Origin of the sequence: Paludisphaera borealis, assembly GCF_001956985.1 — a bacterium.
GTDB classification, from domain to species: domain Bacteria; phylum Planctomycetota; class Planctomycetia; order Isosphaerales; family Isosphaeraceae; genus Paludisphaera; species Paludisphaera borealis.
In genome coordinates, this window is record NZ_CP019082.1 from 2,883,586 (window position 1) to 2,904,215 (window position 20,630).

The 20,630-nt window shown below is 66.5% G+C and carries 18 protein-coding genes; 11 read left to right on the forward strand and 7 right to left on the reverse strand.

Annotation, left to right across the window (positions count from 1 at the left end; all coding sequences use genetic code 11):
• The first annotated feature begins 315 nt into the window (after nt 1-315).
• The 4 genes from BSF38_RS11165 to BSF38_RS11180 all read left to right on the forward strand — a co-directional run bounded on the left by BSF38_RS11165 (nt 316) and on the right by BSF38_RS11180 (nt 2,742).
• On the forward strand, nt 316-540 hold the full coding sequence (locus tag BSF38_RS11165) for a hypothetical protein (RefSeq protein ID WP_076345604.1): 225 nt from the start codon (nt 316-318) through the stop codon (nt 538-540).
• Nucleotides 541-751: 211 nt separating this feature from the next.
• Entirely contained in the window at nt 752-1,132 is a 381-nt protein-coding gene (locus BSF38_RS11170; protein WP_076345606.1) for an STAS domain-containing protein, read from the forward strand.
• A gap of 192 nt (nt 1,133-1,324) precedes the next feature.
• The gene (locus tag BSF38_RS11175; RefSeq protein WP_076350760.1) at nt 1,325-2,242 is read left to right on the forward strand and encodes a rhomboid family intramembrane serine protease; all 918 of its coding nucleotides are present in this window, start codon (nt 1,325-1,327) and stop codon (nt 2,240-2,242) included.
• A complete protein-coding gene (locus BSF38_RS11180) occupies nt 2,239-2,742 on the forward strand; it encodes a GNAT family N-acetyltransferase (protein ID WP_076345608.1) in 504 nt (167 codons plus the stop codon). The genes BSF38_RS11175 and BSF38_RS11180 overlap by 4 nt, the downstream gene beginning before the upstream one ends.
• Here the strand turns inward: BSF38_RS11180 and trpD are convergent.
• Complete coding sequence (gene trpD / locus BSF38_RS11185; RefSeq protein ID WP_076345610.1) at nt 2,724-3,761, reverse strand: anthranilate phosphoribosyltransferase; 1,038 nt, start codon at nt 3,759-3,761, stop codon at nt 2,724-2,726. The genes BSF38_RS11180 and trpD overlap by 19 nt on opposite strands.
• Complete coding sequence (locus BSF38_RS11190; protein WP_237170847.1) at nt 3,758-5,332, reverse strand: trypsin-like peptidase domain-containing protein; 1,575 nt, start codon at nt 5,330-5,332, stop codon at nt 3,758-3,760. The genes trpD and BSF38_RS11190 overlap by 4 nt, the downstream gene beginning before the upstream one ends.
• Before the next feature lie 412 nt (nt 5,333-5,744).
• Between BSF38_RS11190 and BSF38_RS11195 the strand changes: the two genes are divergently transcribed.
• From BSF38_RS11195 to BSF38_RS11210, 4 genes are all read left to right on the forward strand, one after another.
• Nucleotides 5,745-7,079 (forward strand): sulfatase-like hydrolase/transferase, encoded by a 1,335-nt coding sequence (locus BSF38_RS11195; protein WP_076350762.1) that lies wholly within the window; start codon nt 5,745-5,747, stop codon nt 7,077-7,079.
• A 138-nt stretch (nt 7,080-7,217) separates the two neighbouring features.
• Entirely contained in the window at nt 7,218-7,733 is a 516-nt protein-coding gene (locus tag BSF38_RS11200) for a TIGR03067 domain-containing protein (protein ID WP_076345612.1), read from the forward strand.
• A gap of 19 nt (nt 7,734-7,752) precedes the next feature.
• The gene (mobA, locus tag BSF38_RS11205; RefSeq protein WP_237170848.1) at nt 7,753-8,391 is read left to right on the forward strand and encodes a molybdenum cofactor guanylyltransferase; all 639 of its coding nucleotides are present in this window, start codon (nt 7,753-7,755) and stop codon (nt 8,389-8,391) included.
• A 233-nt stretch (nt 8,392-8,624) separates the two neighbouring features.
• The gene (locus tag BSF38_RS11210; protein WP_076345614.1) at nt 8,625-9,035 is read left to right on the forward strand and encodes an RNA recognition motif domain-containing protein; all 411 of its coding nucleotides are present in this window, start codon (nt 8,625-8,627) and stop codon (nt 9,033-9,035) included.
• Between the two features lie 291 nt (nt 9,036-9,326).
• On the opposite strand, the gene BSF38_RS11215 is transcribed toward BSF38_RS11210, so the two are convergent.
• The 3 genes from BSF38_RS11215 to BSF38_RS11225 all read right to left on the reverse strand — a co-directional run bounded on the left by BSF38_RS11215 (nt 9,327) and on the right by BSF38_RS11225 (nt 13,231).
• Nucleotides 9,327-9,812 carry a TraR/DksA family transcriptional regulator gene (locus BSF38_RS11215; protein ID WP_076345616.1) on the reverse strand — a complete coding sequence of 162 codons (486 nt, stop codon included), beginning with the start codon at nt 9,810-9,812 and terminating at the stop codon, nt 9,327-9,329.
• Between the two features lie 543 nt (nt 9,813-10,355).
• Nucleotides 10,356-11,942, reverse strand: a complete 1,587-nt coding sequence (locus BSF38_RS11220; protein ID WP_076345618.1) for a hypothetical protein — start codon at nt 11,940-11,942, stop codon at nt 10,356-10,358.
• Nucleotides 11,942-13,231, reverse strand: coding sequence for a TFIIB-type zinc ribbon-containing protein (locus BSF38_RS11225; RefSeq protein ID WP_076345620.1), 1,290 nt, complete (start codon nt 13,229-13,231; stop codon nt 11,942-11,944). Before BSF38_RS11225 ends, BSF38_RS11220 begins: the two co-directional genes overlap by 1 nt.
• 322 nt (nt 13,232-13,553) lie before the next feature.
• On the opposite strand from BSF38_RS11225, the gene BSF38_RS11230 reads away from it, so the two are divergent.
• Both BSF38_RS11230 and BSF38_RS11235 read left to right on the forward strand, forming a co-directional pair.
• Entirely contained in the window at nt 13,554-15,179 is a 1,626-nt protein-coding gene (locus BSF38_RS11230) for a fumarate hydratase (protein WP_076345622.1), read from the forward strand.
• Between the two features lie 28 nt (nt 15,180-15,207).
• Nucleotides 15,208-15,852 (forward strand): J domain-containing protein, encoded by a 645-nt coding sequence (locus BSF38_RS11235; protein WP_076345624.1) that lies wholly within the window; start codon nt 15,208-15,210, stop codon nt 15,850-15,852.
• A gap of 194 nt (nt 15,853-16,046) precedes the next feature.
• Here BSF38_RS11235 and BSF38_RS11240 read toward each other — a convergent pair whose 3' ends face one another.
• A complete protein-coding gene (locus BSF38_RS11240) occupies nt 16,047-16,322 on the reverse strand; it encodes a hypothetical protein (RefSeq protein ID WP_145952075.1) in 276 nt (91 codons plus the stop codon).
• A 161-nt stretch (nt 16,323-16,483) separates the two neighbouring features.
• Nucleotides 16,484-18,868 carry a sigma-70 family RNA polymerase sigma factor gene (locus BSF38_RS11245; RefSeq protein ID WP_083712872.1) on the reverse strand — a complete coding sequence of 795 codons (2,385 nt, stop codon included), beginning with the start codon at nt 18,866-18,868 and terminating at the stop codon, nt 16,484-16,486.
• A gap of 302 nt (nt 18,869-19,170) precedes the next feature.
• On the opposite strand from BSF38_RS11245, the gene BSF38_RS11250 reads away from it, so the two are divergent.
• A complete protein-coding gene (locus BSF38_RS11250) occupies nt 19,171-20,523 on the forward strand; it encodes an AGE family epimerase/isomerase (protein WP_083712873.1) in 1,353 nt (450 codons plus the stop codon).
• Nucleotides 20,524-20,630: the final 107 nt, after the last annotated feature.

Genomic DNA, 20,630 nt, shown 5'->3' on the forward strand with positions numbered 1-20,630 from the left:
TGTTGAGTCGGCGGACTATAGCAGAGCCGCCCGGGGCTGTCGTCCCGAGTATTTTCGGTACCATGTGCGCGAGGGAGGCCGGTCGCCAGGGCCGCCGGCGGACGGAGTGGCGCGGCGGTCGCGTTTTCGGTCATGCTCGGGCGGTCTTCCAGCCGATGTGAAGAACCAGACAGGAATCGAGTCGGGGAAGGCGTGTCATCGTCATGTCACCAGTCGACGCGCCCCGGCGACTTGAGCTCGGACCCCGAGCGCCCTGCTGGATACGCTCCCGAGATCCGCTTGGAAACGCTCGGGACTGCACGGAGGAGGATATTGATGGCGACCGCACGATTGCGTCTTTTCCCTCATCCTGAGGAAGACCACGAAGAGTCCGATGCACCCTCGATTCCGATCCGACTCTGCGACCTCTATCCGCTGCTCGCGCAGGCCTACCGCGACAACTACGTCTGGCTTCGGGACTTCGAGAACGACGAACTGCTCGTCAGCGGCGACCTGCACGAGGTGATCCGCGCCTTCTCGAACTGTCGGCCGTCGGCCTGAATTCCGAGGAGCCGGCGAGGAGGCGTCTGGACGTCGCGCCGGCCCCGCGATGCTGCGGGAAGACCTCGTGAAGCCGTCGGGAACGACCCGGGGGCGGCTTTGAACTTGTCGGCGGCCGACCGACTCCCTACCCTAGCTGGGAGAGTCGGCGGCCTTCCGTCCGTCGCCTCGCTCCCCTTCGAACCAGCACCTTCAGGCGGCGAGCCCCAAGATGGTCACCAGGAAATCGAATTCCGATGAAGCGTTCACGATCGAACGTCACGGCGACGTGACGGTGATCACGGCCACTCCGGCGCTGGAGAAGCTGGCCTATCGACTCGAAGAGCAGGTCGCCGACCTCATCCTGGAACCGCTCCGCCGGGAAGACAACCCGCTGATCGTGTTCGACCTGAGCCGGGTGGGCAACTTCGGCTCGATGTTCCTGGCGCTCTTGATCCGAGCCTGGAAGCTGGCGGTCTCGCACGGCGGGTCGATGGCCCTGGCGGGCGTCACGGAGCGGACCAGGGAGCTGCTGCGCGTGACCTCGCTCGACATCGTCTGGCCGATCTACGACACCAAGCACGAGGCGATCGAAGCCCTCCAGCTCGATTGAAACGGCTGCGGCGTCGACGATCGGTCGGTGGCATCCAGGACGAGGAATCCCCTCAATCGGTGCCGGGGCTCGGCTGAGCCTCGCGCGGGCCGTTGACAGTTGAGATCGCGGTTCCGATGATGAAATCGGGGCCCTCTGCCTGATCGAATTCATCTTCCGGTGGACGTCGTCCGGCGCCGGAGCGGAGCCAAAATGGGGATTTACGACCGCGAGTATTACCGAGGCGAGGGGACCGGTCCCGGGTGGTTCGGCGGCGTGTCTCCCGCCTGCAATGCGATCATCGTGATCAACGTGGTCGTGTTCCTTGTCCAGCAGGTCTTCCGCCTCGATGATCCTTGGGTTCGCAACTGGCTGGAAGCCTCTCCCGAGGCGATCTTCCACCAGGGACGCGTCTGGCAACTGTTGACCGCGACCTTCCTGCATGCCGACATCTGGCATCTCATCGGCAATATGTGGTTCCTATGGCTCGTAGGCCGGGAGATGGAAGCACTTTACGGCAGCCGCGACTTCACTGCCTTCTATCTCGTGGCGGCCGTCGTCAGCACTCTGGGGTGGGCCGCCATGCAGGCGTTTTCCCCCTTCAGGCCGTTCATGCTTGGCGCCTCGGGCGCGGTCATGGCCGTGGTCACGTTGTACACGCTTTACTACCCTCGCCGAGAGATCCTGTTCTTCTTCATTCCGATGCCGATGTGGGTCCTCCTGGGAATCTACATGGTCCTGCCGCTCCTCAGCGAGCGCCAGGGCGGGCATGTCGCCTGGGAGTCGCACGTAGCGGGCTTTGCGTTTGCTTTCGCGTTCAAGCATTTCGACCTCCGCTGGTCGCGGTTGACCTCCGGTCGGATGCGGCGTCCCCGGCTGAAGATCTTCTCGCCGGTCGCCTTCGAACAGCCGAGGACGCGGACCCCGGGGCAGAGCCGCAGCAGCGGCGAGGCCGTCGGCGCGAAGGTCCCTTCGGTCGCGGTCTTGCCGGAAGACCAGCTTGACGCCCGGCTCGACGAGGTCCTCGCCAAGATCGCCAGGGAGGGTCGCACCGGGCTGACCGACGAAGAGCATCGGGTGCTCCAGGAAGCCAGTCGACGTGCCCGCAACCGTCGGAGCGACCGGCCGTGACGGCCACCCCCTTGCCCTCCTCGCCGTTCCTGATCCGCGACGCCTCCCCCGACGATCACGCGGCCATCGTCGAGTTCAACCGACGACTCGCCGAGGAGACCGAGGGGAAGACCCTCGATCCCAATGTTCTCGACCGAGGCGTCGCCCGGGCCCTGGCTGATCCCGATCGCCTCCGCTACTGGGTCGTCGAGCGGGCCGGCGATCGACGGATCGTCGCCCAGACCGCGATCAGCCGCGAGTGGAGCGACTGGCGGGACGGCTGGCTCTGGTGGCTTCAGAGCGTCTACGTGGTCGCCGAGCTGCGCGGCCAGGGCCTGTTCAAAGCCCTCTACCAGCATATTCGCGACCAGGCCGCGGCCGACCCCGACGTCATCGGCATCCGGCTCTATGTGGAGGAAGGCAACCTCCGCGCCCAGCAGACTTACCATGCCCTCGGGCTCAGGCCGGGCGGTTACTCGGTGTTCGAGGAATTGTGGCTCGATCAGGGCGACGCCGACTGAGTCGTCAGTTCGGCCCAGCGGTCCAGGAGCCTCGCCGCGCGTCCGGAATCGAGCGCGGCGGCGGCCTGCTCGACGGCCTGCCGAAGCGGGACGCCCGTCGCGGTCCAGAGGGCGGCGGCCGAGTTGGCCAGCAGGTACTCCCGCGTCGGACCTGGCCGGCCGGCGAAGGCTTGCCGGAGCATCCCGGCGCTTTCTTCGGGCCCTTCGACCCGAAGCCCTTCCGTGCCCGTCGGCGGCAGTCCAAAATCGGCGATCGTCCAGGTTCGGGCCGAGATCCGGCCGTCCTCGACGAGCAGAACATGGGTGTCGCCGGCCAGGGTGACCTCGTCCAGGCCGTCGGAGCCCCTCACGACCGCCGCGCGACGGATCGAGCCGGTCCGGGCCAGAACCTCGGCCATCCGATCGGCATGGGCGGCGTCGGGGACTCCCACGAGCTGGAACGCGGGCGACGCCGGGTTGCAGAGCGGGCCGACCAGGTTGAAGATCGTCCGGAACGGGAGCTGGCGACGCACGGCCGCCACCCCTCGCAGGCCAGGGTGGAATCGGGGAGCGAACAGGAAGGCGATGCCCAGCTCGGCCAGCCCTTGCCGCAAGACCGCCGGCTCGACCTCGACCGCGACCCCCAGAGCCCCGAGTACGTCGGAGCTGCCCGACCGTCCGGTCGCGGCCCGGTTGCCGTGCTTGACCACCGGCACGCCGCAGGCCGCGACGACCACCGCCGCCCCGGTCGAGATGTTGACCGACCTCGCGCCGTCGCCTCCGGTCCCGCAGGTGTCGAGACAATCAGATCGTCCGGATTCAAACGCGACCATTCGTTCGCGGATCGCCGTGACGGCACCGAGCAGCTCGTCGCCAGTCTCGCCCTTGATCCGAAGGGCCGTGAGAAAGGCGGCGGTCGCGCCCTCGGAGGCTTCGCCGTCGAGCATCGCCGCGACGGCGTCCCGCGCTTCCAAGGTGGACAGCGATTCGCCGGCGACGAGTCGTTCGACGGCCAAGGCGATCAGGGGCGTCGCAGTCATCGAGGAACCCGGATGGTGTGCCGCTCGACCTCGCCCTTCTCCAGGCGGTCGATGCTGATGATGAGCGGGGTGTGGGAGCCGTCGTCGCCGAGCATCCGGACGGCCTGCTCGGCCGATGCGACGGGTCGCTCGTTGATGACGGCGATCACGTCGTTGACCCGGCAGAGCTGGACGAACGGGCTCTCGGCGTCGACGCTGACGACGCAAGCCCCGTGCATCGAGTCCGGCAGGCCGAACCGCGCGGCGAGCTGGGTGCTGAGAGTCACGACTTCCAGGCCCATCGCGAAATTCGACGTCTCGCCGGGTCGATTCGGACGCCGCACCAGGCCCGAGGGATCGGGCGGCGCGTCCTGGGACGGGTCCAGCTCGGCGGGGAGCGCCCGGTCGCGGTCGCCAACCGTGAGCCGCAGCTTCAGCTCGTGGCGGTCGCGCCAGACGACGACCTCGGCGGGCCGGCCGACGGGAGACATCGAGACCGCGTTGACCAGGTGGTTGAGATCGTGGATCGAGACGCCGCCGAAGCTGAGGATGACGTCGCCCTCCTGGACGCCGCCGCGAGAGGCGGGGGAATCCGGATGGACCTTGCCGATGAGGGCTCCGTTGGGACGGTCAAGGCCCAGCTTCACGGCCCTTTCGTAGTCGTAAGTCGAGTCGAGTTCGACGCCGAGTCCGCCCCGCGTCACATGTCCGTTGGCGATCAGCTCGTTCATGATCCAGCGGGCGAGGTTGATCGGGATGCTGAATCCAACGCCTTCGTTGCCCCCGCCGTTGCTGGCGATCGAGTTGTTGATGCCGACCACCTCGCCGAGCATGTTGACCAGCGGCCCCCCCGAATTGCCCGGATTGATCGCGGCGTCGGTCTGAAGGAAGTCCTGGTTGTCGACGTCCCGAAGCTCGTCCATGTGACGGCCCCGCGCGCTGATGATCCCCTGGCTGACGGAGTGGGTCAGCCCGAAGGGGCTCCCCAGGGCCAGCACCCAGCTTCCGACCTGAGCGTTGTCGCTGTCGCCGAGCCGCGCGGCCGGCAGATCGTCGCGGTCGAGCTTGAGGACCGCGATGTCCGCCATCGAGTCGCTCCAGATCCGTTCGGGCGTCAGCGCCCGGCCGTCCTGAAGGTAGACGCGGATCTTGCTGCTCTTGCCCCCTTCGACCACGTGGTGATTCGTGAGGACGAACAGGCCGGCGAGTTTGTCGCAGCGGACGATGACGCCCGATCCGGTTTCCTCGAATTTGCGGGCCTTCTGGCCCTCCTCATGACGCGACGACTTCTGCGTAATGATATGGACGACCGTCGGCGCAACCGCCTTGGACACCTGCTCGAACATCCGATCGACGTGCCGGAACTGGTCGTATTGCTTCGCCAGCTCCTCGTAGACCTTGACGTCCGACTGCTGGATCTGGCTGACCCGCCGGACCTCAGCCGCCGCAACCGGATTTCGCCCCGACGCCGTCGCGGCGCCTCCCACCTGGGCCGAGAGCGAACCGCCCCCCCTCCCCAGCCAGAATCCCATGACCAGGCCGATGGAAACCGAGCCTGCCACGAGCATGATCGAGGCTGGACGCGTCAACATAAGAAGGCTCCCGGCCGAGAGATCGGTAGGCGGTCCGGCTGTTTCGGTCGTCTCGGAGCGGCGGTATCCTCGAGACCTTTTCCACAACACTATACAGCCCAGCCGAAGCACAAGTCAAAGTTCGAACGTCCACCCCCGACCTGACCGGCCCCCCTTCCACGTCGAATCAGGCCGCCAACCCCGCCCGCGACGTCGATTCCACGCAGCACGCTTGCACTCGGACGGCTCACCGCCTACCATACTATTGGCCGATCCACACTTACTTTGTAGGATTACAATGAATTGAATGAAGCCGGGTGGGGGCTTGAACCGAGACAAAGAACCAGCGAGCCTCACGCATGGGGTGGAAGCCCGTTTTGAAGTCGATCGTGACGACCGCCAGGAATTCGCGGGATCTTCGAGGAACGGTTCGATGGGACGAGGAACGATGCACGGGGCGCGGACTTTCTGGGTGCTCTCGCTGGCGCTGGCTGGACTTGGCGGTCCGGTTTGGGGTGCGGAGCGGGCCGCCAACGTGATCTTGATCGTGGCCGACGACCTGGGATGGGGCGACGTCGGCTTCAACGGCCGGACCGAGTGGACCACGCCGCGTCTGGACCGGCTGGCCAGGCAAGGGACGGTCTTGAATCGCTGCTACGCGGCCGCTCCGATCTGCGCGCCGAGTCGCGGGGCGTTCCTCACGGGCAAGTACACGATCCATTCCGGCGTCGCCAAGAACGGCGACGACTTGCCGGCCGACCAGGTGACCATCGCCGAGGCGTTGAAACCAGCGGGTTACGCGACCGGCCTGTTCGGCAAGTGGCATCACGGCCGGCCGCCGCAAGGCCAGCGCGATTACGTGCATCCCCTGGATCAAGGCTTCGACGACTTCTTCGGTTACACCGACGCCACGGCGGCCTTGGAGAAATTCCCCAGGGAACTCTGGCAAGGTCGGTCGAAGGTGCCGGTTTCGGGGTACGCCGACGACCTGTTCACGGACCGGGCCCTCGAATTCGTCGATCGCAACAAGGCGAAGCCGTTCTTTTTATACGTCGCCTACACCGCGACCCATTTCGCGGTCTCGGCCCCGGCGGAGGAAGCGGAGCGGTTCGCGGGCAAGCTCCCCGAGCCGGACCCCGAACTCGCGGTGTCGGCCAACTACGCGGGGATGGTCACCCGCCTCGATCACAACGTCGGCCGGATTCTGGAACAACTGGAACGGCTCAAGCTCACCAACGACACCCTGGTCGTGTTCACCAGCGACAACGGCGCGACGTTCGAGCAGGGCAACCAGGGCGCCAGCGCGACGCTCGACAGCAACCGGCCGTTTCGCGGCCAGAAGCGAACGCTCTGGGAAGGGGGCGTGCGGGTGCCGGGGATCGTGAGCTGGCCGGGCCACGTCGCCGCCGGGGTCGTCTCGCAGGATCTCACCCATCTGACCGACCTGCTGCCGACGTTCGCCGCGGTCGCCGGGGCCGCCATCGATCCGGCCTGGCGCGTCGACGGCAAGAACCTGCTGCCCGTCTGGCTCGGCCGGGAAGCGGCCCCGGAACGCACGCTGTTCTGGGTGTGGCGGGCCGAAGGCGCCGACCAGATCGCCGCGATGCGGGGCGATTTCAAACTCGTCGTCACCCGGAGTGGAAAGCCCGAGCTGTTCAACGTCGCGTCCGATCCGGCCGAGCGCCGCGACCTCTCGGCCGCCCATCCCGAACTCGCCGAGAGCCTGAAATCGGACCTCGACGCCTGGCTCTCGACCGCGATCAAGTGAGCGGCGCAACCTTCTTAACGCATGATCTTGCAAGTGTTTCTGTTGTGATTCAGATCGCTCTAAAGGGGCACGGATGGTCTTCGAGAAGGGACGGAGTCGTCACGTTCTTGGACCGAGTTGAGTTGAAAGGGTAAGGCGATGAAGCTGGCGTTGATGATGGTGGTGGCGATCTCGGGTGCGACGTGGGCCGTCGCGGGCGAAACTCAGTCGACCGCGGGCGACCTCGCCAAGTTGCAAGGGAAGTGGGAAGGTCGCGCCGGGGACGCGAAGGCGATCCGGGTGACGCTCGACGTCACGGGAACGAACGTGAACGTGCTGGTTCATACGCCCCAGGGGCTCAAGATCCGGGCCAAGGGAAGTCTGAAGCTCGACGAGTCGACCACGCCCCGCAGCCTCGACTGGGTGAAGTTCTCGTGCAGCGACCAGCAAGAGCTTCCCGAGATCGCGGGCATCTACAAGGTTGAGAACGACGCCTTCACCATCTGCAACGGCGGCTTCAACGGCGCCCGGCCCAGCGACTTCAAGCCCGGCGACGGCCCGCTCGCCGACGTCCTGGTCTTCCGGCGGCCCGCGACGGCCACGGCTGGCAAGCCGTCGACCGGAGCCGCCCTCGCCAAGGTCGAGCGGAAAGACTCCAAAAGTTCCGATCACTAGATCCAAAAGAGGTGGGGACGTGGCGACGAACGTCGGCGCGGTCGTTCTCTGCGGGGGCGAGAGCCGACGGATGGGCCGTCCCAAGGCCGGGCTTCCATTCGGACCCGAGACCCTGCTGGCCCGCGTCGTCCGACTCGTCTCGACCGTCGCCCGGCCCGTCGTGGTCGTCGCCGCGGCCGATCAGGAAGTGCGCGATCTGCCCGACTCGGTGCGCGTCGTCCGCGATTCGAGGAGCGGACGGGGGCCGCTCCAGGGGCTGGCCGACGGCCTCTCGGCCCTGCCGCCCGGCGTGGAGTTCGCCTACGTCACGGCCGCCGATGCGCCTTTCCTCGAACCCGCGTGGGTCGAGTTGCTCGTCGATCGGATCGGCGGCCACGACCTGGCGCTGCCGAATTGCGACGGCCGCCGGCACCCGCTCGCGGCCCTCTACCGCGTGGCGCCGGCGCTCGCCGCGATCCGGGGTCTCCTCGATCAGGACCAGCTTCGCGTGGGTCGGCTTGCGGAGTCGTTGCGGACGCGAACGATCGACGCGGATGAGCTGCGCGGGGTCGATCCCGAGTTGAGGACATTGCGGAATCTGAACACTCCGGACGACTACGTTCGGGCGCTCGAAGATGCCGGTTTTACGGGATGCGACGGGGCTCAAAACGGCTCGTAACGGGAGTCCAGGCCAATCCCGGAAAATCGCTGATTTTTTCTAGGACAGTCCGCATGCATTGGGTATAATCAGGGTTGGTTGGGATTGGATGAGTTAGCGACGTCGATCCTTCTCGGAATCTCGCGCCTACCCTTCTCGCCCTGCCGGCTTCGGGCCGCCATCCGGCCCCTTTCGTCTCGGCCTAGAAAGTAAAATGAGGGCCGTGGTCCCGTCCACGCTCAGGAGATTGCAAGTTGGGCAAGAAATTGTACGTCGGGAACTTGACCTACGGGGTCAGCAATACCGATCTCGAGCAGCTCTTTTCCCAGTTCGGGACGGTGCAGAGCGCTCAGGTGATTACGGACCGCGAGACCGGCCGTAGCAAAGGCTTCGGATTTGTGGAGATGGACACGGAGGCCGAAGCTCAGGACGCCATCCGGGCTCTTCATGATCAAGAGCACGGCGGACGGCGGCTCACCGTTAATGAAGCCCGACCTCGTGAGCCGCGTGCGGGCGGCGGCGGTGGCGGCGGCTACGGCGGCGGAGGCGGCGGCGGCTACGGTGGTGGCGGCGGCGGCTCTCGCGGCGGCAGTGGCGGCGGCTACGGTGGCGGCGGCGGCGGCCGTCGTGGCGACTACGGCGGTGGCGGCGGCGGCCGTTATTGATTGAGTCCGGTTCTCCCCGACTGGATCCCAACCCTGCAAACCCGGGGGCCCGCCTCTCCAGGCGGCTCCCATCCTGACTGAATTCAGCGAGCCCGTCAGATTCGTCGTCACGACGGTTCTGCACGGGCTTTCGTCGTTGATCGCATTGGCTCGGATCCTCGTCTCCCGAATGCATTCGATCGGAGCGGAAGCCGACGCCGATCGGGAGTGCGGAAAACCGGAAACGGAAAGAAGGCCCCCGGCGCAACGCCGGGGACCTTCTGGATGCTTCGGTGATCGATGGAGGGAGCGTCAGCGACCGGATTCGCTGTAATCCATCTCGAAGTCGCTGAGGTTGATCTTGGCGTCGCCCTCGCCCTCGTCGGAGGACTTGGAGAAGACCTTCGCCCAGCGCTGGGATTCCGCGTCCATGCTTCGACCTTGGCCCAGCCGTTCGTTCTCACGCTGGCAGTCGATGCAACTGTTGGTGTACGGCAGGGCGTTGAGCCGAGCTTCCGAGATCTTGCCGCTGCAAAACTCGCAACGACCGTATACGCCCGCCGCGATCCGCTGCAGCGCATGTTCGATCTGGCCTAGCTCGCGGCTCTCGATCTCAACCAACTGCGAACTGATCTCGTCATTCGCGGAATCGACGGCCGCATCGATGCTGTCGCCCACACCGCTCAGATCGGAGAACTTGCGGAAACCTTCGATGTCCCCCGTGAGAGCCTTGCGGAGCGCGTCTCGGCGGGCGATCAATCGAGAAGTCAGTCGAAGCAGGGCGTCTTTGCGGGCCATATTACACCTCCTGGTGTAGTTCTTCACGAATCACTGGCTGCCGAGTTGATTCAGCTTATAACCCAGATCGCCAGCGGTTGCTGCCAATCGAACGTATGAAGCGGCTGGGATACGATTTCAATAGGATGATAGCTCATGCTCCGTCCGGCGGAGTAAATGGTCGGGCGATTCGAGACCCCCGAGCCTTCGTCAACGGGATTCAGCCCACATACTACTAGCACATTATGCGCCGTCGGCAAGTCGCGACGACCGTCGTGGCGTGATCCAGAAGTAATACGTCGGCCGTCTTGGAAGGTTTGACGAATTTTTTAAGTTTTTGTTCCCAACTCTCGTCGCTCTTCTGGACCATGTCCTAAAGAATTCAGACGCAAGGCCGAGCAGCCTGAGGGACTGTTGAAGGGGTTCCTCACGTCTTGAAAAGAGGAGGGCGAGTGGGCGGGAATTCGTCGTTATTGTGGGACCCGAGCGCCAAAAATCAACGAAAAAATCCAGCGGACTCGAAATTTAGTCGAGAAATCTTCCCTGAAGGCGACGGCCGGGCACTCACAAACCCTGACGCGGCAGGAAGTAATCCGATATGACACGGGGCTTTAGGTCGCCTGGAGAAAGCAGGAAGTTTACGTATCGCTTCTGGCGGGTGTCGACGAAGATCCATTGTTCGATCAGTCGGCCCTTGGTTCCCACGAACGATCGGCTCGTCGGTTCGGTGGCCAGGCTGTTGCGAACTTCTTCCGGCGTCTTGCCCCGGAGGCCCTGGTTGGGGCTCGCCGCGGGGGCGCTGGCCGCCTCGGCCCCTGGGGCGGGCGAGAGGGGGGCGTCGCGCACCCAGTCGTCGCCGACCCGACGGTAGTTGCGGAGCTTGAACGCTTCGGCGACCTCGTCCGAGCCGGGAGCGATCTTCCAGGCTTTTTCCAGGAGTTCGCGCGCGGAGTCGGCGTCTTGCAGCAGTTCCTCGAACCGCGACGCCAGGGCGACCCGTCCCTCGGCGTCGGTCGCGCTCAGCCGGTCGCGCTGCGACTTCAGCCAGGCGCGGTAGAACTCCAGGGCCGCATCGGGCTTGTTGGCGCGGTCGCGAAGCAGCGCGCCGATCGACTTGACTTCCGCGTATCGGAGCGACGGCAAGTTCTGCCGGGCCTGCGTCTGGGCATGGTCGACGAGCTTGGCGATCAGCTCCGGGCGTTCGGGGATGAGGGCTTCGGCTCGACCGATGATTTCGAGGGTCGCCTGAACGTCGTGCGCGGCCTGAGTTTCCAGCAGGCGGCCGACGACGTCGGCCCACAGCCGGCGGTCGAGCGGCTTGCGCATCGCGACGGGGGCGCTCCGGTAGGCGGCGGGATCGTTGTTGTAATCTTCGGCCCAGCGGCCGAGGGGAACGGCTCCGGACGCCTGATCCTTGGCCGCGTCCGGAAAGAACCGCTCGACGCCCGCCTGGACGGCTTTCAGGTCGTCGACCGAGGTTGCGTTGGCGAGCTTGGCCCGATAGGCCCGATGAGCCAGGGCCGAGGGGTCGGGCTCCGGAACTTTCCGCCGCCGCGCTTCCTCGGCCAGCTTGAGCCATTCGTCGGGGGCGTCGATGGTGACCCGCTTGGTCTCGGCCTCGATCCGGAGGGCCTCCGCCTCAACGGTCTGGGCGCGTTTTTTGAGTGCGTCGTCCTTGAAGTCGGTGGCCCGCTTCTCCGCCCATTTCGCCCAGGCTTTCCGGTTCTCGAAATCCTTGGCCGACAACGTCCCGACCGCCTTGTCGAAGCGTTCCTGGTCGGAGGGCTGCAAGGTCAGGCTGGTCACGTCAAAGGCGAGCCGGTCGTTGTCCTTCGTCAGTCGTCCCTGGACGATGACCCCGGGGGCTCGCGGGGCCGACTTGGGCCGCAGCTCCGGGGGGAGATGAAACGCGATCGGCGTCCGCCGGAGATAAAGCTCGTCGTAGCCCGTCCGGGGGTGGTTCTGGAAGAATCGCACGCGATCGTCGATAGAGACGAGCTTGCCGACGAGGTCGTCGCGGCGGACGAGGTCGGCCGGTTCCACGGCGACGGCCTCGCCCTGGGCGGCGGCTTGACGCATCATCCCCGACGGCGGCAGGATCGCCGCCGCGACGCACAGGCTGAGCCAGAGTCTCGACGATCCGCCGCTCATCAAGGGCCTCCTGGTTCCGCGACGACGTCGGCCGCCGACGGCCAGCCCAGCGTCTCAAGCGCCTTGTTGTGCTGGATGAACACGCCGCTCTTGGGTTGAAAGCGGACGACCCACGAGCCGCCCGCGGCGTCGAACTGAAACTGGGCGAGCCGGGCACCGAAGACGACGTGATCGCCGACCTTCGGCTCCGCGAGCTGGAACAGCTCGAAGTCGTCGAGATCGATCCGGGCCGTCCGCTCCGGCCGCGCGCCGCCGGCCCCTCGGAAGTTCGCCGCCTCGCCGAGCGGCATCACGAGATACTCGACCTCGTAGCGCTTCTCGGCCGAGTCCGGCGTCGCCTTGATCTTGGTGTCCAAGATCACCGCCCTGCCCTGGTACTGATCCTCGAACCGCGAGGCCCACGCCTGGGGGTTGGTTCGCGCCGCCTGATCGAGCAGGTCTTCGAGGGTTTCGGGAAGGAGACTGTTGAAGACGCCGGCCTCGTCGGCCGCCTGACGGATCTTGTCGGCCCCTTCCACGCCGCCGCCGAGCGAGTCGACGGCGTGCTTGGCGGCCGAGAGCAACTGGTAGGCCGTGTCGAAGTCGCCCCGTTCGAGCGCCGGGATTCCTTCGACCCGCCCGAGTTCCGCCACCAACGGATATTGCTGGCGGCGGCTCCTCCAGGTTCGCAACGCGACCGTGCCGACGACCAGGAGGGCCACGACGCTGAACACCACGAGCGGGCGGCTCGGGCGTCGGCGCGGCCTCCGCTCCTCGAATTCCGGTTCGTCGAGAGCGACCCGACGATCGGGCTTGCGGCCGCCCCTGGACGCCGCGGCGGCCTCGGGTTGCGCCGGCGCTCGCTTCGCGGCCGATCGACGCCGATCGCGGGCGATCTTGTCGACATCCGGCTGAGGGGCCTTGGCGGCGAGATCCTCGGCTCCATCGGCCTGGTCGTCCTCCCAGATGATCTCCGCGTCGGCCTGACGGTCGTCCCGCTCCATCTCGACGGTGACTTCGCCGGGATCGTGAAGCTCGACCGGCCCTTCATCGACTACCGCCCCCGACGGTTCGACGCGAGCTCGGCGCATGGCGGACCGCGCCGGAGCGATCGGCTCGGGCAGCGGGCTCAGGGGCAAGACGAAGACCCCCTCGCCGCAGGCCGGACAACGAAGCGCCTGGTAGCCCTCGGTCCGCTGACCTCGAACGCGGTGGCCGAGCGGGCAGACGACGTTGTAGTACTGGACCTTGGGCTCTGGAAACGTCCCCATTCCCTTGAACAGGTTCTTGGCTCGGCCGAAAAGCCCCAAAGACCACCTCTTCCCGGCCGAATCCCGTCCATCGGTGGTCGCTCGTCGACCAGCCTGGCAGGGTTCGGAACAGACTCCGTGACATGACGACCCGCTCCTCGAATTATCGAGCCTGCGAATCGCCAGGTCAACGTGTCCATCGCGTGACTGGTACAAAAGTCGTAGCCCCAGCGGCGCGAATAAACCTCGTTCCTACAGGCCCAGCGGTCGAGAGAGCCGACCACTTCTGTCGCTCGGCCGCCGAAACGCCTAGAATGGTGGTTCATCCCTCTCGCATCCCGGCTCGTGCCGAGGATGTCGAGAGTTCCTGGAGGAACCGCAGATGGCCGAGTTCGTCTATCAAACGCCCTTTCCGCTTGGCGCCGACACGACCGAATACCGCAGTCTTGGCAAGGAATTCGTCTCGACCGCGACCTTCGAAGGCGAGGAGATCCTCAAGGTCCAGCCCGAGGCGCTGAGCCTCGTGGCCCGCGAGGCGCTGCGCGACGTCTCGTTCCTCTACCGCCCGGCGCACCTCCAGAAGGTCGCGGCGATCCTCGACGATCCCGACGCCTCGAACAACGACCGCGGCGTGGCCATGGCTCTGCTCAAGAACGCCGTCGTGGCCTCGGGCTGGAAGCTGCCGATGTGCCAGGACACCGGCACCGCCACGATCGTCGCCAAGAAAGGCCAGCGCGTCTGGACCGGGGCGAAGGACGAGGAGTGGCTGTCGAAGGGGATCTTCGAGACCTATCAGAACGAGAACCTGCGGTACTCGCAGACGATCCCGCTCTCGATGTTCGAGGAGGTCAACTCCGGCACCAACCTCCCGGCTCAGATCGACCTGCTGGCGACCAACGGCTCGACTTACGAGTTCCTTTTCGTCGCCAAGGGAGGGGGCTCGGCCAACAAATCGTTCCTCTATCAGGAGACCAAGGCGCTTCTCAACCCCGCCAGCCTGGAGAAATTCCTCCGCGAGAAGCTGCGATCGCTGGGGACCGCCGCCTGTCCGCCGTATCACCTGGCGGTCGTCATCGGCGGGACGTCGGCCGAGGCGACGATGAAGACGGTCAAACTGGCGAGCGCCGGGTATCTCGACCACCTGCCGACCGAGGGCAATCGGCTCGGGCAGGCGTTCCGTGACACGGAGATGGAAAACAAGGTCATGGAACTGGCCCGGACGAGCGGGATCGGCGCTCAGTTCGGCGGCAAGTATTTCGCGCTCGACGCCCGAGTGATTCGGCTGCCCCGCCACGGCGCGTCGTGCCCGGTGGGTCTCGGCGTGTCGTGCTCGGCCGACCGCAACATCAAGGCCCGGATCGATCGCGACGGCGTCTGGTTGGAAAAGCTCGAACGCGACCCCGCCCGGTTCATCCCGGCGAAATACCGAGCAGGGCTGGGCGCCGAGCACGGCGTGAACATCGACCTCAACCGGCCGATGGCGGACGTTCTGAGCGAGCTGTCGAAGTACCCGGTCTCGACCCCGCTCAAGTTGAACGGGACGATCGTCGTCGCCCGCGACATCGCCCACGCCAAGATCAAGGAGCGGCTCGACCGCGGCGACGGCATGCCCGACTACTTGAAGCAGCACCCGGTCTACTACGCCGGCCCGGCCAAGACGCCCGAAGGCATGCCCTCGGGCTCGTTCGGCCCGACGACCGCCGGCCGGATGGACAGCTACGTCGACCAGTTCCAGGCCAACGGCGGCTCGATGGTCATGATCGCCAAGGGGAACCGCTCCCAGGCCGTGACCGACGCCTGCAAGAAGCACGGCGGCTTCTACCTCGGCTCCATCGGCGGCCCCGCCGCCCTCCTCGCCCACGACAACATCAAGAAAGTCGAGCTGATCGAATACCCCGAACTCGGCATGGAAGCCGTCTACCAGATCGACGTCGTCGACTTCCCCGCCTTCATCCTCGTCGATGACAAAGGCAACGAATTCTTCTCGCAACTCCCCATCCTGTCGTGAATCAAAACTCCGGATCAAGCAGCGCCGCATGTTTCTGATGCCAAAGTCCGTCAATGGGAAGAGTCACAAACAGATCGTCGAGGCGAGCCGCAAGCGAGCCCGCGTCCAGTTCCGGGTCATCCACGACCTGGGCTGGATCGAGGAGACGGAAGCCGACGTCTGGGCGCAAGCGAAAGCTGAGCACCCCCACCGGCGCGAGTTCCTCGACCACTGGCAATCCCAGGTCCGCTCTCTGTTCGTGACCAGCAGCCTGAGCGACGTCCGCGCGTGGAGCACGTTCGCGCGAGCCTATGAAGACCACGCGCACATCCGAGCGGCCCTGGTACGCTGGGAGGCCGAAGCCTTGGACCTCCTCGAAGACCCGAAGACGTTGTGGACCTGGAAGCAGTTCAGCATACCGAGTCCTTGGGGCGATCGTGTGTGCAGCGACTGGGTCGAGGCGAACGAGAGGAAGGTCGCCTCCCTCGCGCCGCGCGGCGTGCCGTGCTTCGTCGCCCTCGGCCTGACCTTCCCTTCGACCGTCGACGAAATCCAGGCCGCCTATCGACGGCTGGCGGTCGAGGCTCATCCGGATCGAGGCGGGAGCAACGAAGCGATGGCCGCGCTGACCAAAGCTCGGGCGACGGCGCTCTCCATGAGCCGGTACGCCCGCCCCCGGAAAGCGCGCGCCTAGAGCGACGAGCCTTTGCCTTGCGTACGACTCCCCCCGGGAACACCAATCTCCTGATTGGCGCATGCTGCCTGGAGAAGAGGAAAAGAGCCGATCGGGAGATCGGCGTTCCCGGCAAGGAGGCCGGCCCCGTCCCTCCTCAGCCGTGCACATGGCAAAGGTGAACCGCTCTAGAACGCCGGCCGGCCGCGCTATCGTCAGCTGACGTCGCCCATGACTCTTGCGTCGATGGGGTCTCCCTCGACGTCCGCCCGTCGGCGGATGCGACGATCGACATGGAGGGCCACCACCCGGGGAACGTCGCCGGGGGTGACGAGGTGGAGAACGTCGTCGGCTTGAATCGCGCCGGTCGGGACGACGAATGATGCTCGGCGCTTGTTGCCGACGCGGCGAATGGTCGCGGCGACCTCCTTCAAGACGACTGCCCCGCCTCGCACCAGCGTTCCGACGACTTCCACTTCGCCGATAGACACGACTCACCTCTCCTGCCCGGTTTTTGTAGCGACGAACGACGGACAGGCTCAGCCTACTCGGTTGACGTCGTATTCCGGAAGCCCCTCGGCTTAGAGGGAGGCGCGGGACGTCGGTCGTCTCAGGGCAGCATTCGGGCCCCGATCGACTCCACGGCCGGATCTTATTCGCGCGGCGCACCGAGCGACATGAGAAACGCCTCGACCTGACGTTTGCGTCGCGTGCTGAGTCGCGAGAACCGGTCGGCTGATGACATCCCCTGGCCGCCGTGCAGGATCACCGCCTGGACGACCGTCTCGGCGCGGCCGTCGTGGAGGTAGGGCGCCGAGTCGCGGAGGCCCCAGAGCGGCGGCGTCCGCCATTCCCGCGCCCGCGTCTCGGATTCGCCGTCACGATCGTCGACGCCCCTCTCGTCGACCGCCGCCCGGCTCGGGCCGGAGCCGAACACCGCGTAACCGCTGGAATCGCCGAGTTCCGTTCCCATGTCGTGAAGCAGCAAGTCGCTGTAGATTCCCTCGACGCCGCCCAGCCTCGGGAGGTGGCAGCTCGCGCAGCCGATCGACCGAAACGTCTTTTCCCCTTCCTTGACCATCGCCGCCTCTTTCGGGTCGGACGGCGCGGAGACCACCGGCGACGGCAAGCCCCGCACGAACGCGACCAGGGCGTGGCACTCGGTCCGGTCCATGTCCAGCCCCGCCGAAACGACGTCCAGGAGGCGAGGATCGCCGGCCTGGCGACGTCCGGGAACCTCCAGCCCCAACTCGCCGGCGGCGGCCGAGAGCACGAATTCCTCGACGGTCGCCGTCTGGGCCTTCCAGCCGAATCGACCGATCCGCCCCCCCGCGACGCGGCTGATCCGCCCCCTGGTCTGCGAGCTTCCCGGACTCCTGCGCCTCGCGACCGCCACGATCGCCTCGTCGGGGATCTCGTCGATCAGACCGACGCCGAAAAGCGGAGTGGGATTGCGCTGCGACATCCGGACCTCGATCTGGCCGTGCCGCCCGGGAATCGCCCCTCGCCAGGCGCTGTAGCTCGGGTCGGTGCCGAAACGATGCAGCACGACGCTCCGCGCCTCCCGGAATCCCGGATGGATCGCCGCTGATGCGAGCGATGCTTGCGACGTCCGCCGCGCCCCGGCCGGAGGGTCGTAGCCGAAGCGGTACTCGAAGCCGCCTTCGCCGAAATTCATGCTGAACGCATAGGAGAACCCCATGCCCGTTGACGGGTCCACGTCGGCCGTGGCGACGTCGATGTTCCTGCTCGAAGGGCCCGCGCCCCCCGTCCCGCCCTGGTCATGACAATCGACGCAGGAACGGGCGTTGAAGACCGGCCCCAGGCCGTCGCCGCCGTGACTTCTCGGATCCTTCGGCGACCACATCCTTTCGAACAACTCCCGGCCGTCGGCCGCCAGGGCCGCCCTCAGCGAACTCAACGCCCGATCGGCGGCCTTGAGAATCGGTGCCGACGCCTCGTCGGTCGCACTCACCTCGCGGGGCTTGACGGTCGCGGAAGCCCTCGACCGGGCGACGATGGGATTCGTAGGCGTCGCATCGGCCGTAGTCGACTCCGAACTTCGCCGGGTTGGGCCCCCCAGGGAAATCGCCCGGCGCTCCTCGATCCTTCCGTCGGCCGGGGACTCCGAGTAGACGGGTGGTCGCGAGTTCCGGCTTCCCTCGGTCACGTCGCGACCGGCGAACCACATGCCCCCGGCGGCCAGGCAGATCCCGATGACCCAGGTCGTCGAGATCGAGAGCGAGGAGTCGATCGTCGCGGCGAGATGCGAGACGGAAGGACTGACCGACCCACCGGCGCCGCCGTATTTCGCGCATCGGACGGCCGCCCACGCCGTCTCCTCGACCCATTCCGGTCGGACGGCGTCCGGCGACGCTTGCCGAGGCCCGAGGAGCGCCGCGAGCAAGCTGCAGGGTGCCGCGTCGCGTCGCGCGAGGGCCTCGCGGAGCCGTCGACGGCCCCGATGGAGGCGAGTCTGGACCGTTCCATAAGGCCAACCGAGCACCCGCGCCGCCTCCTCCTGCGTGTAGCCTTCAAAGTAGCAGAGGACGATCGGCAGGCGATACCGCTCCGGCAGCCGGCTCAGTTCCTCGTGCAGTTCCGGGTGGAACGGACGCTCCGCCGCCGACCAACGTTCCGTTCGCTGGGACGTCGCCTCGGCGTTCCGCTTCTCGGCCTTCCTGCGACGCGCCTCGGCGTCCCTCGCGCGGCGAGCCACGCGGAGCGAGACGCCGTGCAGCCACGAACCGAGCGCTTCCCTGCGACGGATCGAGGCCGCCTTGCGGGCGAGGACGAGGAAGACGGCCTGGGCGGCGTCCTGAGCCTCGTGATGATCGCCGAGAACGTCGCGGCAAACCCGCAGAACGGCCGGAGCGTGCCGTTCGACGATGCGTCGGAACGCCCCTTCGGCCGAGGCTTCGTCCCGCTCCAGAAACGCTTCCAGAAGCCTACGGTCCGCCGGCGGACCGGGCGACTCCAGGCCAAGAGCCTGCTCCTTCATGCCGGATTCGACTCCCGATCGCACAGGCGTCATCATGGGCCGCTCCTTCCCTTGGCTTGGTCTCTCCTATCTAGTACCACCAATAGCAAGTTTCCATTTCAAGATTCTTGATTTCGCGCAGCGGCGCTCGAGTTTTACCCCGCCTCCTGAACCGTTGTGGAGAATCCCCGATAGCATCCGGAAGCCGCAGCACGAGCTAATGGCAGAACAAACCGTCGAACGAGGGTCGTGTTGCCGTGGCGACGTGGTCAGGCGATAATCCGTCGGAGCGCCCAGGCCCGGTCCCCGGATTTCGCCCCGCGCGACCAGAGAGACCATTCAAGAGGAGCGACGCGCCGATGAGGATACCCACGCCGGGTCGATGGCCGAGACGATTCCTCATCGTGGCGCTGTTCACGCGCGTCGCCTGGCCGGCGTCGGGCTTCCAGACGGAGACCACGGCCGTCGGCGATCGGGCGACGAGGCTCCGGGTCTTGCTCCGCGACGAGCTGGCACACTGGTATCCGGCTGCGATCGACAAGCAGGCCGGCGGCTTTCACCAGAACTTCGCTCGCGACTGGACGGTCCGGCCCGACGACAACAAGTTCCAGGTCTACCAGGCGCGGATGACCTGGACGGCGGCCGCGTTCGCCGAGTTCGAGCCGTCGCGCCGCGACGAGTTCCTCGGCTACGCCCGCCACGGGATCGCATTTCTCGACGACGTGATGCGCGACAAGGAACACGGCGGGTTCCACTGGATTCTCGACCGCGACGGCAAACTCGACGCCCGCCTCGGCGACGAGAAGCACGCTTACGGGCTCTCGTTCGTGATCTACGCGGCGAGCAGGGTCCGCGCGGTCGGCGGCGACGACCGCGCGCTGAAAGTCGCTCGCGACGCCTTCGACTGGCTCGACGCCCACGCCCACGACGCCCAGCACGGCGGCTACTTCGAGGCCATCCGCCGCGACGGGACGGCGATCACGAGCTGGGATCCGAACGCGCCGATTCACAAGCGAACCGATCGGCTGGGCGTCTATTACGGCTACAAGACGATGAACTCGCACATCCACCTGCTCGAAGCCCTGGCCGAGCTGTCGCGGGTCGACGACCGGCCGATCGTCAAGGAGCGGCTGCGCGAGGTCTTCCTGATCGTCCGCGACAAGATCGCCATCGAGCCCGGCGCGCTCAATCTGTACCTGACCCGCGACTGGCGGGCGATCCCGGCCCATGACTCGTTCGGCCACGACGTCGAGACGGCCTACCTGCTCGTCGAGGCCGCCGAGGCCCTGCGCATGGCCGACGACGCCAAAACCTGGAAGGTCGCGCGCAGCCTGCTCGACCACGCGCTCGACTGGGGATGGGACGACCAGCACGGCGGATTTTACGACAAGGGCGATTCGTTCGCCACGCCCGCCTACGACCACACCAAGGTCTGGTGGACCGAGGCCGAGGGGCTCAACGCGCTGGCCGTCATGGATCGCAAGTTCGGCAAGGAGTCCGACCGCTACGCCAAGGCGTTCGCCAGGCAGTGGGAGTTCATCGAGCAGAACCTGCTCGACCCGGAGCAAGGCGGCTGGTTCGCCGAGACCGCCCGGGGGGGCAAGTTGATCGGCGACGGTGCCAAGGCCAACCAATGGAAAGCCAACTATCACACCGCGCGGGCCATGATGAACGTCGCCAAGCTGCTCGGAGCGGCCGGACCACGAGACTGAGAGTCTGTCCCACAAGCGCGTATTACGGGAGGGCGAGGCTCCCGCCGAGCCGGTTTTCATCTCCGCCTCCGGCTCGGCGGGAGCCTCGCCCTCCCCTTACGAGCCAG